Source organism: Streptomyces sp. NBC_01622 (assembly GCF_045209635.1).
Classification (GTDB): Bacteria; Actinomycetota; Actinomycetes; order Streptomycetales; family Streptomycetaceae; genus Streptomyces.
In genome coordinates this window covers 4,196,945-4,210,221 of record NZ_CP109293.1, presented here as the reverse complement: position 1 = coordinate 4,210,221, position 13,277 = coordinate 4,196,945, and the positions used below count along the sequence as shown (strand labels likewise).

Genomic DNA, 13,277 nt, shown 5'->3' with positions numbered 1-13,277 from the left:
GAGACCTTGTGAATATGGCTCGGTCCCGCCTCATGGCAGATAGTTAGGCGCGTAGAGCTCGGATCACGGGTCACTCGCTGTAGGCGGCGACTCATCGAGCGCGGGGAGCACTTGACCATTTCAGGCACCGGTGACGGTGATGTGTCATGCGCTCTCCCAGGTGATGAACCATTGGACTCATGAGGAGGAGCCCCCATGCGTGGTGCCAAGAGCGCCAAGTGGGTTGCGATAGCCGCAGTTGTGGCGCTGGGCGCAACGGCCTGTGGCGGCGGCGGTGACGACAACAGCTCCGGCGGCAGCAAGGGCAACGGCGTCGTCTCGGTGGAGATCGGCGAACCGCAGAACAGCCTGGTTCCGAGCAACACGTACGAGACCGAGGGCGGCCAGGTCATCAACGCCCTCTTCACGGGGCTGACCAAGCTTGACGCCGACAACAAGGTCGTCAACGCCATGGCGGAGTCGATCGAGTCCAAGGACAACAAGGTCTGGACGATCAAGCTGAAGTCCGGCTACACCTTCCACAACGGGGAGAAGGTGACCGCCCAGTCCTTCGCCGACGCGTGGAACTACGGCGCGAACCAGACCAACGCCCAGCAGACCAACCCGCTGTTCAGCCACATCGCGGGCTACGCGGACCTCAACCCGGGCGAGGGCAAGAAGCCCACGACCGACAAGCTGTCCGGTCTGAAGGTGGTCGACGACAGCACGCTCCAGGTCACCCTGAACGGCGCGTTCTCGGCCTTCCCCTCGCAGCTCTCCTTCACCGCTTTCGTGCCGCTGCCCAAGGCGTTCTTCAAGGACCCGAAGGCCTTCGGCGAGGCCCCGATCGGCAACGGCCCGTTCAAGATGAGCGGTACGTTCAAGCACAACCAGGAAATCGACACCGTCAAGTACGACAAGTACCCGGACGCCTCGAAGATCGAGGTCAAGGGTGTCGACTTCAAGATCTACTCGAACCAGGACACCGCCTACAAGGACCTCGTCGCCGGCAACCTCGACAGCCTGCTGACGATCCCGACCTCGGGTCTGCCGACGTACCACAAGGACCTGAACGGCCGTTACATCGACGAGGCCGACTCGGCCGTCGGTTACATCGGCTTCCCGATCAAGTACAACAAGGCCTTCCAGAACGCGGACCTCCGCAAGGCCATCTCGATGTCGATCGACCGCAAGACGATCTCGTCGAAGATCTTCCTCGGCGCCCGTACGCCCGCGGACGACTACATCAGCCCGATCATCGACGGCTACCGCAAGGGCGCCTGTGGTGAGGCCTGCACGTACAACCCGACCAAGGCCAAGGCGCTCTACAAGCAGAGCGGCGGTCTGCCGGGCAACACGCTGGAGATCGGCTACAACGCGGACGGCGGCCACAAGGAGTGGGTCGAGGCCGTGTCGAACGAGATCCAGCAGGCTCTCGGCATCAAGGTGACGGCCAAGCCGTTCGAGCAGTTCCAGACCATCCTGAACGACCTGGACGCCAAGAAGTACCAGGGCGCGTTCCGTATGGCGTGGAGCATGGACTACCCGGACATGGAGGACTACCTCCGTCCGATCTTCTCGAAGGACGCCATCACCACCGGCTCCAACTACTCCGGCTACACGAACGAGGCGTTCGAGAAGCTCCTCGTCGAGGGCGACCAGGCCCCGACGCACGAGGACGCCATCAAGAAGTACCAGGCGGCGGACGACATCCTGCTCAAGGATCTGCCGTACATCCCGGTGTACTTCTACACGATGAACGCCGGCTTCAGCGACAAGATCAAGTCCATGAAGGTCGCCGGTCACCAGATCCTGTGGGACACGGTCAAGCTCAGCTGACCTGGTTCGAGCAGTTCTGACACAGCAGTACGGGGTGAGCAGGGGGAGGAATAGCCTTCCCCTGCTCACTCTTGCTGCCGTCTCCCGTCCGACCGTGCCCTCCCCCCGGCCGCGGTCGGGTCGAGCACCCCCCTCTGGAGCACCCATGGGCCGATACGTCGCCCGCCGTCTCCTACAGGTGATCCCTGTGGTGATAGGCGTCACGTTCATCATTTTCTGCCTGGTCTTCGCTCTGCCCGGCGATCCGATCCAGGCACTGGCCGGCGACAAGCGCGCCGACCCCAACATCGCGGCGATCCTCCGCGCGCACTACCACCTCAACGAGCCGCTGTACCAGCAGTACTGGCACTACATCAGCGGTGTCCTCACCGGTGACCTCGGTGAGACCTACAACGGGCGTGCCATCTCCGACATCGTCTCCGAGCGGTTCCCCGTCACGGTGAAGCTGGGCCTGACGTCCTTCGCGCTCGAAGCCGTGATCGGCATCGTCGCGGGCATCTTCTCCGCCCTGAAAAAGGGCAAGTTCATCGACAACGTCGTGCTGGTCTCGACCCTGGTCCTGATCTCGATCCCGGTCTTCGTGCTCGGCTCCGTGCTGCAGCTGGAGTTCGGTGTGAACCTCAAGATCACACCGGTCGCCGGCATCGAGCACGGCTGGCCGCAGAGCTACATCCTCCCGTCCGTCGTACTCGCCTCGACGTCTATGGCGTACATCGCCCGACTCGTCCGTACGAGCATGATGGAGTCGGTCCGTGCCGACTACGTCCGTACGGCGATCGCCAAGGGCCTTCCGACGCGGCGGGTCATCGGCGTGCACGCGATGCGCAACTCCCTGATCCCGGTCGTCACCTTCCTGGGCTTCGACCTCGGCGCGCTCATGGGCGGCGCCATCATCACCGAGCGCGTGTTCAACATGCCCGGCATCGGCGGTCAGTTGGCCCAGTCCGTCTATCTGCGCGAGCGGCCCGTCGTGGTCGGTCTGGTGACCCTCCTGGTACTGATCTACCTGGTCGCCAACCTCCTCGTAGACCTGCTGTACGCCGTGCTCGACCCGAGGATCCGCTATGAGTGAGAAGACGATAGAAAGGCCCACCACCGACGAGGCCGCCATCGCCAAGGAGATCGAGGCGGAGGAGAAGGCGGCGGCGCGGCAGGCGAGCCTGCTGCGGGACGGCTGGGCGGACCTGCGCAAGCGGCCCATGTTCATCGTGACCTCGTTGATCATCCTGGTCCTGCTCGCGCTGGCGATCGCACCCAGTCTGTTCACCGCGCGCTCCCCGTTCTCCGACGGCTTCTGCCAGCTGCAGAACTCCATGAACGGACCCTCGTCCGGGCACCTGTTCGGCTACGACGTGCAGGGCTGCGACATCTACACGCGGACCGTCTACGGCACCCGCAACTCGGTCGTCGTCGGTGTCGTGACCACCACCGCCACCACCCTGATCGGCGGTCTGGTGGGCATGCTCGCCGGTCTCATCGGCGGCTGGGCCGACGCGCTGCTGTCCCGTATCACCGAGGTGTTCGCGGGTCTGCCGCTGATCATCGGCGGTCTGCTGATCATGTCCATCTGGGGCGGCGGCGACGTCTGGTCGGTGTCGTTCATCATGGCGATCCTCGGCTGGCCGCAGGTCTACCGGATCATGCGCGGCGAGGTCATCGCGAACAAGTACAACGACTACGTGACGGCCGCGCGGGCACTGGGCGCGGGATCGTGGCGAATAGCGTTCCGGCACATCCTGCCCAACACGCTCGCCCCCGTCATCGTCATCACCACCATGAACCTCGGTGTGTACATCAGCGCCGAGGCCGCCCTGTCCTACCTGGGCATCGGCATCCAGTACCCCAACATCTCCTGGGGCGTGATGATCAGTGACGCCCAGGACAGGTTCCTGACCTCGCCGCACGCGCTGATGTTCCCGGCCGGTGCCCTGAGCATCACGGTCCTGGCCTTCATCATGCTCGGCGACGTGGTTCGCGACGCCTTCGATCCCAAGATGCGCTGAGGGAGGCGTACGTGACCATCATCGACCCGACGGACGCCGTTCCGGCCCAGCGCCCCGGCGACCACGACGACACCGGCCCACTGCTCGAAGTGCGCGATCTGCACGTCGAGTTCCAGACCCGCGAGGGTGTGGTCAGGGCCGTCAACGGCGTCAACTACACCGTGAACTCCGGAGAGACGCTCGCCGTGCTCGGCGAGTCCGGCTCCGGCAAGTCCGTGACCGCGCAGGCGATCATGGGCATCCTGGACATGCCGCCCGCCCGTATCCCGCAGGGCGAGATCCGCTTCTACGGCCAGGACATGCTGACCATGGGTGCCGAGGAGCGGCGCAAGTTGCGCGGCGCCCGGATCGCGATGATCTTCCAGGACGCGCTCTCCTCGCTCAACCCCGTGCTCAGCGTGGGGTTCCAGCTCGGCGAGATGTTCCGCGTCCACCAGGGCATGTCCCGCAAGCAGGCCAAGGCCAAGTCCATCGAGCTGATGGACCGGGTGAAGATTCCGGCCGCCGCGGCGCGGGTGAACGACTACCCGCACCAGTTCTCCGGCGGTATGCGCCAGCGCATCATGATCGCGATGGCGCTCGCCCTGGAGCCGGACCTGATCATCGCCGACGAGCCGACCACGGCCCTCGACGTGACGGTGCAGGCCCAGGTCATGGACCTGCTCGCGGAGTTGCAGCGCGAGTACCGGATGGGGCTCATCCTCATCACCCACGACCTCGGCGTGGTCGCGGACGTCGCCGACAAGATCGCGGTGATGTACGCGGGCCGCATCGTGGAGACGGCGCCGGTGCACGAGCTGTACAAGCGCCCGGCGCACCCCTACACCCGGGGTCTGCTGGACTCCATCCCGCGCCTGGACCAGAAGGGCCAGGAGCTCTACGCGATCCAGGGCCTGCCGCCCAACCTGCTGAAGGTACCGGCCGGTTGTGCCTTCAACCCGCGCTGCGACAAGGCGCAGGACATCTGCCGTACGCAGTTCCCGCCGCTGGTCCCGGTGACCGAGGCGGACGGAACCGAACTGCCCGGCCGCGCCAGCGCGTGCCACTTCTGGAAGGAGACGATCCATGGCTGACCCGACCAAGGCCGACGAGCCCCGGGACGCGATGCCCAACGTCTCCGACGTCGAGGTGGCGGAGGTGCACTCGGAGGAGGAGGCGGTCGCCGCTCTCGACGCGAACGTCGAGCGGGGCGAGCCGATCCTCCAGGTGCGCAACCTGGTCAAACACTTCCCGCTGACCCAGGGGATCGTGATCAAACGCCAGATCGGCGCGGTGAAAGCCGTCGACGGCATCTCCTTCGACCTGCACCAGGGCGAGACCCTGGGCATCGTGGGCGAGTCCGGCTGCGGCAAGTCGACGGTCGCCAAGCTCCTGATGAGCCTGGAGACGGCGACGGCCGGCGAGGTCTTCTACAAGGGCCAGGACATCACCCGGCTGTCCGGCAGGGCCCTCAAGGCCGTCCGCCGGAACATCCAGATGATCTTCCAGGACCCGTACACCTCGCTCAACCCCCGTATGACGGTGGGCGACATCATCGGTGAGCCCTTCGACATCCACCCCGAGGTGGCACCGAAAGGGGACCGTCGCCGCAAGGTGAAGGACCTCCTGGACGTCGTAGGACTCAACCCGGAGTACATCAACCGCTACCCGCACCAGTTCTCGGGCGGCCAGCGCCAGCGCATCGGCATCGCCCGCGGCCTCGCGCTCAACCCCGAGATCATCATCTGCGACGAGCCGGTCTCCGCGCTCGACGTGTCGGTGCAGGCACAGGTCATCAACCTGATGGCGCGACTGCAGGACGAGTTCAACCTCTCCTACATCTTCATCGCGCACGACCTGTCCATCGTCCGGCACATCTCGGACCGGGTGGGCGTGATGTACCTCGGCAAGATGGCCGAGGTCGGCACCGACGAGCAGATCTACGAGTACCCGACGCACCCCTACACCCAGGCGCTGCTGTCGGCCGTACCCGTGCCGGACCCGGAGGCCCGCGAGCACCGCGACCGGATCATCCTCACCGGTGACGTGCCCTCCCCGGCCAACCCGCCGTCCGGCTGCCGCTTCCGCACCCGCTGCTGGAAGGCCCAGGACAAGTGCGCCCAGGAGGAGCCGCTGCTCGCGATCCCGGAGCGCTTCAAGGGCTCCGACACCCCGGCGGCCCACGAGTCGGCGTGCCACTTCGCCGAGGTCAAGGACGTGGTCCACGCGGCCTGATCCCTACAGTCACCACTGGTTCCCGGCACTGTACGACGGTGCCGGGAACCTGCGTTTTCCCACGGCTCATACGGCGGGGTCGGGCACCCGCGCCCAGTGACAGGCCACCTGCGCCTCACCGCCGCCGCCCAGCACCTCCAGGTCCTCGGTCCGGCACCGGTGTGCCACCCCCGCCCGCTCCGCCTCCCCGCTCGCCAGGATCTGACAGCGCACCCGGAACCGGCAGCCGGTCGGAATACGGGACGGGTCCGGGGGCTCGCCGGACAGCACCACGGGATCGCCCGGCGCCTCGGGCAGTACCGACAACAACGCCTGGGTGTACGGGTGTTGGGGCGCCGTCAGCACCTGCTCGGCGTCCCCCGTCTCCACGATCCGGCCCAGGTACATCACCGCGACCCGGTCGGCGATGTTCCACGCCAGCCCCAGGTCGTGGGTCACCACCAGCGCGGCCAGGCCGAGTTCGGTGCGCAGCCGCAGCAGCAGGGCGAGGATCTCGCCGCGCACGGAGGCGTCCAGGGAGGCCACCGGCTCGTCGGCGACGAGGAGTTCGGGTTCCAGGACGAGCGCACCGGCGATCACCACGCGCTGCCGCTGCCCGCCGGACAGCTCGTGCGGATAGCGCAGGAAGAACCGCTCGGGCGGCCGGAGTCCGGCCCGGGACAGGGCCTGCGCGACCGCCGCCCGTTCGTCGCCGCCGCTCCCGTGGATCCGCAGCCCCTCGGCCACCGCGTCGTACACCGTGTGCCGTGGATTGAGCGACCCGCTCGGGTCCTGGAGGACGAGCTGCACTCGTCGGCGATAGGCCTTGAGGGCCCGTGAGGAGTACCGCAGGGGCTTGCCGTCGAAGGTGACCCGCCCCCCGGTCGGCGGCACCAGCCCGAGGAGCGAGCGGGCCAACGTCGTCTTCCCGCACCCGGATTCACCGACGAGGGCTACGACCTCCCCCGGCCGGATGTCGAGGTCGACACCGTCGACGGCCCGGGCGGGAGCACCGCCGCGCCGTCCCGGGAAGGCCACGTGCAGCCCTTGCGCGCTGAGCAGGGGCGCCGGTGTGGTCATGACGCGCTCCTCGTGTCGTGGCCTCGGGCGTTGTCGCCGGCCGGTACCGGCACATGCACACAGGCCGCTCGCCGACCCTGACCGGACTCCCGCAGGAACTGGTCCTCGGTCGCGCACACGTCCAGCGCCTCCGCGCAGCGCGGATGGAAGGCGCAGCCGGACGGCAGGTCGGAGGGGTCGGGCGGGTCGCCCGCGAGGCCGCGTGGGGCGAAGCGGGACGCCGGGTCGCCGATGTGCGGGAAGGAGGCCGACAGGGCCTTGCCGTAGGGGTGGAGGGCGTTCTCGTAGACCTGCCGGGCGGGGCCCTCCTCGATGACGCGGCCCGCGTACATGACGACGAGGCGGTCGCAGCTGTCCGCGAGGACCGCGAGGTCGTGGCTGATCATGATCAGGCCCACGTCCTGGTCGGTGACGAGGCCTTGGATCAGGCCGAGGATCTGGGCCTGGATCATCACGTCGAGTGCCGTGGTGGGCTCGTCGGCGATGATCAGCTGGGGGTCACAGGCGAGCGCCATGGCGATCATGACGCGTTGCCGCTGGCCGCCGGAGAGTTCGTGCGGGTACGCGGTCGCGCGGGCGGCCGGCAGCCCGGCCTGTTCCAGCAGCTCCCCGGCGCGGCGCCTGGCCTGTGCCGTCGTCGCCCCCTGGTGCAGCAGCACGGGTTCCGCGATCTGGTCGCCGATGCGGTGCACGGGGTTGAGAGAGTGCATCGCGCCCTGGAAGACGATCGAGGCACCGGCCCAGCGGACCGCCCGGACCCGCCCCCACCGCATCGTCAGCACGTCCTCGCCGTTCAGCAGGATCTCCCCGCAGACCCGCGTCCCCGGCGGCAGCAGCCGTAGCAGCGCGAGCGCCAGGGTGGACTTGCCGGAGCCCGACTCGCCCGCCACACCGACTTTCTGACCTGCCGTCAGGGACAGGTCGACGTCCCGCACCGCGGCGACACCGCCCGGGTACGTCACTTCCAGGTTCCGGACCTCCAGGAGGGTCAACCCGCCATCCCCAGCCGGGGGTTGAGGACGGACTCCACCGCGCGCCCGCACAGCGTGAACGCCAGCGCGACCACGGCGATCGCGATGCCGGGCGGCACCAGGTACCACCAGTCCCCGGCACTGACCGCACCCGCCTCCCGGGCGTCCTGGAGCAGCCCGCCCCACGACACCACCGTCGGATCGCCGAGCCCCAGGAAGGCGAGGGTCGCCTCGGCGAGGATCGAGGAGGAGACCATCAGGGTCGTCTGCGCGAGGACCAGCGGCATCACGTTGGGCAGTACGTGCCGGGACATCACGTGCCAGTGGCCGCCGCCGAGCGCCCGTGCCCGTTCGATGTACGGCCGTGACTCCACCGCCAGCGTCTGCGCCCGCACCAGCCGGGCCGTGGTCGGCCAGGTGGTCACGCCGATCGCCAGGATCACCGTCCCGAGAGAGCGGGACATGACGGTGGCCAGCGCGATGGCGAGCACCAGCGTCGGCATGACCAGGAACCAGTCGGTGGTCCGCATCAGCACGGTCCCGTACGCGCCCCGGAAGTGCCCGGCCGTGATGCCGACCACCGCGCCGATCGCCACCGACAGCACCGCCGCGAGCAGCCCGACGAGCAGCGAGACCCGCGCGCCCCAGATGACGAGCCCCAGCAGGTTCCGGCCGAACTGGTCGGTGCCCAGCGGGAACTGGGCGCTCGGACTCTCCAGGGGCCGTCCCGGTGCGTCGGTGACGCTCGACACGTCGGAGCCGACCGTCAGCGGCGCGGTGAGCGCGACCAGCGCGAACAGGCCGAGCGCGGCCAGGCCGACCAGTCCCGTGCGGTGGGTGCGGTACCGCGTCCAGAACCGTACGGCGGACCGGCGGCGGCGCTGCCGGGCGAGCGCTCGCGGGCCGGCCTGTGCGACGGGGGGAGTGGTCATCGGCCCACCCGGGGGTCGAGCAGCGGATAGACGAGGTCTGCCAGTGTGTTCATGACGATCACCGCCGCGGCGAAGAAGAGGAACAGGCCCTGGACCAGGGGCAGATCGGGCACGCTCAGCGCCTGGTAGAACAGCCCGCCCAGGCCGGGCCAGGAGAAGACCGTCTCCACCAGGATCACGCCCGCGACCGTACGGCCGAGGTTGACGAAGACGAGGGTGACGGTGGGCAGCAGCGCGTTCGGCACGGCGTGCCGGCGCCGGACCAGGTCGTCCCGGAGTCCCTTGGCCCGCGCGGTCGTCAGGTAGTCGCTGCCCATCTCGTCGAGCAGCGCGGAGCGGGTGACCAGCAGGGTCTGCCCGTACTCGACCGCCACCAACGTGACCACGGGCAGGACCAGATGATGGGCCACGTCCAGCACGTACGCGAAGCCCTCCTTGCCGCCCGACTCCATGCCGCCGGTCGGGAAGAGCCCGGGGATCGGACCCACGCCCACGGAGAACACGATGATCAGCAGCAGGCCGAGCCAGAACGACGGAACGGAGTAAAGGGTCAGCGCCAGGCCGGTGTTGAGCCGGTCGGACAGACTGCCGTGCCGCCAGGCCGAGCGGGTGCCGAGGAACATGCCGAGCGCGGTGTACAGCACGAAGGCGGTGCCGGTGAGCAGCAGGGTGTTGGGCAGTGCTTCGCTGATCTTGTCGATGACGGGCGCCCGGAACTGGTACGACGTGCCGAGGTCGCCGGTGAGCGCCTTGCCGCAGTAGTCCGTGAACTGCTCCCACAGCGGCAGGTCGAGCCCGAACTCCCGCCGGTACTCGGCCAGTTGGGCGATCGAGATCGGACGGCCGCCGGTCATGGTCTTGACCGGGTCGCCCGGGATCAGCCGGAACAGGAAGAACCCGGTGACCAGCACGGCCAGCAGCGAGACGACGGCACCGCCCAGCTTGCCGGCCACGTAGCGGGCGTACCCGGTCCGGACGCGCTCTCCTGTGCCGGCCGTCTCCTCCACCGGTACCGATGTGACGTCAGCTGCCATGAACGGCCGTCCCGCACACCGCTGTTGAGGGTCGGTGCATCGGCTACTCCCGGTCCTCGGCGGTGGCCCGGCGCCGCACGGTGAACAGGACCAGCGCGCCGACGACCACCAGACCCCCGACCACGATCCCGGTGATCGCCCCGCCCGAGAGACCGCCGGACGACGAGCCGTCCGAGGCCGCGGGCACCGCCGACCACCAACTCCAGTAGCCGTCCTGCCCGTAGATGTTGCCCCCGCCGCTGGGCATCGTCTCGATGGACTCGATCTGGTCGGTGCGGTAGGCCTCGACGGCGTTCGGGTACGCCATGACGTTCATGTACCCGAGGTCGTACAGCCGCGACTCCATCTGCTTGACGATGTCCGCGCGCTTGGCCGGGTCGTACTCGGCCAACTGCTGGGCGTAGAGCTTGTCGTAGGTCTTGTCGCAGACGAAGTTGTCGGTGGCGCCGATGTCCTTGGGGGTGGCCGGGAGTGCCGCGCAGGTGTGGATGGACAGCACGAAGTCCGGGTCGGGGTTGACGGACCAGCCGTCGAAGGCGAGGTCGTACTTGCCCGCGAGCCAGGGGTCGGTGACGTTGTCGAGGCAGTCGAGCGTCACGCCGATACCGAGCTTGCCCCACCACTCCTTGAGGTACTGGCCGACCGCCTTGTCGTTGGGGTCGGTGGCGTGGCACAGCAGGCGGTAGGTGATCGGCTTGCCGTCCTTGCCGACGCGTTTGCCGTCGCCGTTCTTCTTGTAGCCCGCCTGGTCGAGGAGTTGGGCCGCCTTGGCCGGATCGTAGGAGAGCGCCTGGCTCGCCGACGGTTTCCAGAAGTACGTCGAGAAGCGCGGCGGGATGTAGCCCTGGCCCTCGACGGCGTGGCCCTGGAACACCTTGTCGATGAGGGTCTCGCGGTCGACCGCCATGAACAGGGCGTGCCGGACGTTCTCGTTCAGCAGGGAGGGGTCGCCGTCGCCGAAGTGGGTGCCGTTCTTCGCCTGGGCGCCGGGGTTGGTGGCGAGGGCGTAGAAGCGGCGGCCGGGGGCGTCGTTGACCTTGATGTTCTGCTCGCCCTTGAGGGAGGCGGCCTGAGCGGGGGTCAGGGAGGGGGAGCCGGCGACGAAGGAGACCTCGCCCTTGCGGAGTGCGGCCACCGCCGCGTCCTGGTCCTTGTAGTAGCGGAAGACGAGTTGGTCGAACTTCGGTGCCCCGCGCCAGAAGGACTTGTTGGCCTTGAGGCGGACGTAGCTGTCCGGCTTGTAGTCGGTGAGGACGAACGGGCCGTTGCCGACGATCGGGAAGGTCTTGTCGTTGTTGAACTTGGAGAGGTCGCCGGCCTTCGACCAGATGTGCTCGGGCACGATCGGCACGTCGAGCGCGGTCATCGTGGCCTGCGGCTTCTTGAGCTGGATGACCAGCTGGGTGGGGCTGGGGGCGGTGACCTTCGCGAAGTTGGTGACGAAGCTGCCGTTGGCGGTGGCGGCGCCCGGGTCGGTCATCATCTTGTTGAACGTCCAGGCCGCGTCCTCGGCGGTGGCCTGCTGCCCGTCGGACCACTTGGAGTCCGAGCGGATCGTGTACGTCCAGGTCAGCTTGTCCGGCGACGACGTCCACTTGGTGGCGAGACCCGGGACGGTGTGGTTGTCCTTGGGGTCGTAGTTGGTGAGGTAGTCGTACATCAGCCGGCCGATGCTCGTGCTGACCAGGCGGGTCGCCAGGAACGGGCTCAGGGAGTCCACGCTCTGCGCGACGGCGACGGTGAGGACCTTGTCGCTCTTCTCGGCCTTGGCCTTGGCCTCGGCCTGCTGCGGTGCCGGGTTGAGGGGGGTGGCGAGAGCCGCCGTGAGGGCCAGGGCGCCGACCGCTGCGGCGACCAGCCCGGGTAAGCGGCGGGGCCGCGGTCTTCTGGGGCGTGAGTGCTCTGTGCCGTTCCGGTCCTGAGTGCTCATGGTCCTGACCTCGCGCTGGTGACGCCGGGCTGGGTTGAAGAGTGTGTCTATCAGCGGCGGTCGGCGCCCGTCAACGGCGCATGAAAGCCCATGTGGCCTGCGGAAACGGTGAGTTGACGGACCGATCGGAGGTTTATTGGTCCACACCACTGAAGGTTGCCTGGTGGAGCCGTGACGGTGTGATCGCGCACGAAAGACGGCCCGCCGGGTCAACCGGCGGGCCGTCGTTCTCGTGACCTACTTGTACTCCAGGCCCCAGACGTCGTTGCTGTCGCGCTTCACCGGGGCGGTGAACTGCTTGCGCCACTTGGTCGTGCTGTGGAACTTGCAGTGGCCGTCGTAGTAGTACGTGTACTTACGGACCTTGAACTTCTTGGCCTCGTGGAAGAGCCGCATGCGGACCTTTACCTTGCCCGCCTTGTTCTTGGCGTGCAGGGAGTAGTTCCAACTCTCGGTGTGCGACCACGTCTTGCCCACGGTCACGCTGAACGACACGCTGGCCTTCGCGAAGATCGCGCTCGTCTCGGCCGTCACGCCCGCGGTGCCGCTGGCGCTCAGGGTGCCCGTCGAGGACTGGTTGTAACTGACGGTGGGGTCGTCGTTGTCGAACACCCACGTGCTGGCGAGGTTGGTCCCCGGATAAACGGTGTGCTTGTCGTAGATGGTGTAGCCGGTGCCCGGGCTCGGGGCGCAGGCGGCAGAGGCCGGTGCGGCCGCCACACTCACCAGGCCGCCCGCGACGACGGCGGCTGCGACTGCGGAGCTCGCGAATTTCCTCACGAAGTTGAATTCCCTTCGAATGGTAAAAACCCGGGAGCCGTGCTCGCAATGTCGTGCGGCATTCATCGGACTCCCCCCGTGGTTACGTCAACTGGCCTTCCAGGACGCAGACATGAGCTTGACCGTGCTCAGTCGAGATGGCAACCGAAATGCGGTCGGCCGAAATGGAGCACTCGGTTCACGGTCACGGTCCGGAAGATGACCAAGGCCGCATATCGGAAAGTTCGGCCCTCTTTTTCGCTGATTTGCATCCGATTGATGCAGATATACACTCGACGTAATGTGATGTGCGTCATGCTCTTTTGGAATGCTCAAATTCCCCTCAAGGCCGGAACCGTCCCGGTGCTACCGGCGTCCTTTGCCGCTCGGCTATTCGCCCTCCGCGAATCCCCTGTCCCGTGCGACCGTATTTTCGAGGAGGAATTCGCCGGGCTCCGACGGGGTGCGCTCGCCCCTCGTGCGAGCGGCCTGTGCTGCATTCGGGTGGCTGCGTGTGCGCCGCGTGTCCTTTGCGTCGATATTGACCGGTAACGGAT

At 67.6% G+C, this 13,277-nt stretch carries 11 protein-coding genes; 5 read left to right on the top strand and 6 right to left on the bottom strand.

What is annotated here, in order from left to right:
• Positions 1-195: 195 nt before the first annotated feature.
• The 5 genes from OH768_RS18820 to OH768_RS18800 all read left to right on the top strand — a co-directional run bounded on the left by OH768_RS18820 (position 196) and on the right by OH768_RS18800 (position 6,035).
• Positions 196-1,818, top strand: a complete 1,623-nt coding sequence (locus OH768_RS18820; RefSeq protein WP_406455081.1) for an ABC transporter substrate-binding protein — start codon at positions 196-198, stop codon at positions 1,816-1,818.
• A 145-nt stretch (positions 1,819-1,963) separates the two neighbouring features.
• Positions 1,964-2,890, top strand: coding sequence for an ABC transporter permease (locus tag OH768_RS18815; protein WP_406455079.1), 927 nt, complete (start codon positions 1,964-1,966; stop codon positions 2,888-2,890).
• Entirely contained in the window at positions 2,883-3,821 is a 939-nt protein-coding gene (locus OH768_RS18810; RefSeq protein WP_406455077.1) for an ABC transporter permease, read from the top strand. Before OH768_RS18815 ends, OH768_RS18810 begins: the two co-directional genes overlap by 8 nt.
• 11 nt (positions 3,822-3,832) lie before the next feature.
• Positions 3,833-4,894 carry an ABC transporter ATP-binding protein gene (locus OH768_RS18805; RefSeq protein ID WP_406455075.1) on the top strand — a complete coding sequence of 354 codons (1,062 nt, stop codon included), beginning with the start codon at positions 3,833-3,835 and terminating at the stop codon, positions 4,892-4,894.
• Positions 4,887-6,035, top strand: a complete 1,149-nt coding sequence (locus OH768_RS18800) for an ABC transporter ATP-binding protein (protein WP_406455073.1) — start codon at positions 4,887-4,889, stop codon at positions 6,033-6,035. Before OH768_RS18805 ends, OH768_RS18800 begins: the two co-directional genes overlap by 8 nt.
• Positions 6,036-6,101: 66 nt before the next feature.
• Here OH768_RS18800 and OH768_RS18795 read toward each other — a convergent pair whose 3' ends face one another.
• The 6 genes from OH768_RS18795 to OH768_RS18770 form a co-directional block, all read right to left on the bottom strand.
• Entirely contained in the window at positions 6,102-7,094 is a 993-nt protein-coding gene (locus tag OH768_RS18795) for an oligopeptide/dipeptide ABC transporter ATP-binding protein (RefSeq protein WP_406455071.1), read from the bottom strand.
• Positions 7,091-8,086, bottom strand: a complete 996-nt coding sequence (locus OH768_RS18790; RefSeq protein WP_406455069.1) for an ABC transporter ATP-binding protein — start codon at positions 8,084-8,086, stop codon at positions 7,091-7,093. The genes OH768_RS18795 and OH768_RS18790 overlap by 4 nt, the downstream gene beginning before the upstream one ends.
• Positions 8,083-8,997, bottom strand: coding sequence for an ABC transporter permease (locus OH768_RS18785; protein ID WP_406455067.1), 915 nt, complete (start codon positions 8,995-8,997; stop codon positions 8,083-8,085). The genes OH768_RS18790 and OH768_RS18785 overlap by 4 nt, the downstream gene beginning before the upstream one ends.
• Positions 8,994-10,031: an ABC transporter permease gene (locus OH768_RS18780; protein WP_406455065.1), complete on the bottom strand. Its 1,038-nt coding sequence runs from the start codon at positions 10,029-10,031 to the stop codon at positions 8,994-8,996. Before OH768_RS18780 ends, OH768_RS18785 begins: the two co-directional genes overlap by 4 nt.
• 43 nt (positions 10,032-10,074) lie before the next feature.
• Positions 10,075-11,961 carry an ABC transporter substrate-binding protein gene (locus OH768_RS18775; RefSeq protein ID WP_406455063.1) on the bottom strand — a complete coding sequence of 629 codons (1,887 nt, stop codon included), beginning with the start codon at positions 11,959-11,961 and terminating at the stop codon, positions 10,075-10,077.
• Between the two features lie 237 nt (positions 11,962-12,198).
• Positions 12,199-12,741 (bottom strand): hypothetical protein, encoded by a 543-nt coding sequence (locus OH768_RS18770; RefSeq protein ID WP_406455061.1) that lies wholly within the window; start codon positions 12,739-12,741, stop codon positions 12,199-12,201.
• Positions 12,742-13,277 lie beyond the last annotated feature (536 nt).

Coding starts and splice junctions, on each gene's coding strand:
- OH768_RS18815 (WP_406455079.1), top strand. CDS start 1,964: ATGGGCCGATACGTCGCCCGCCGTCTCCTACAGGTGATCCCTGTGGTG.
- OH768_RS18785 (WP_406455067.1), bottom strand. CDS start 8,997: ATGACCACTCCCCCCGTCGCACAGGCCGGCCCGCGAGCGCTCGCCCGG.
- OH768_RS18775 (WP_406455063.1), bottom strand. CDS start 11,961: ATGAGCACTCAGGACCGGAACGGCACAGAGCACTCACGCCCCAGAAGA.
- OH768_RS18820 (WP_406455081.1), top strand. CDS start 196: ATGCGTGGTGCCAAGAGCGCCAAGTGGGTTGCGATAGCCGCAGTTGTG.
- OH768_RS18795 (WP_406455071.1), bottom strand. CDS start 7,094: ATGACCACACCGGCGCCCCTGCTCAGCGCGCAAGGGCTGCACGTGGCC.
- OH768_RS18780 (WP_406455065.1), bottom strand. CDS start 10,031: ATGGCAGCTGACGTCACATCGGTACCGGTGGAGGAGACGGCCGGCACA.
- OH768_RS18810 (WP_406455077.1), top strand. CDS start 2,883: ATGAGTGAGAAGACGATAGAAAGGCCCACCACCGACGAGGCCGCCATC.
- OH768_RS18800 (WP_406455073.1), top strand. CDS start 4,887: ATGGCTGACCCGACCAAGGCCGACGAGCCCCGGGACGCGATGCCCAAC.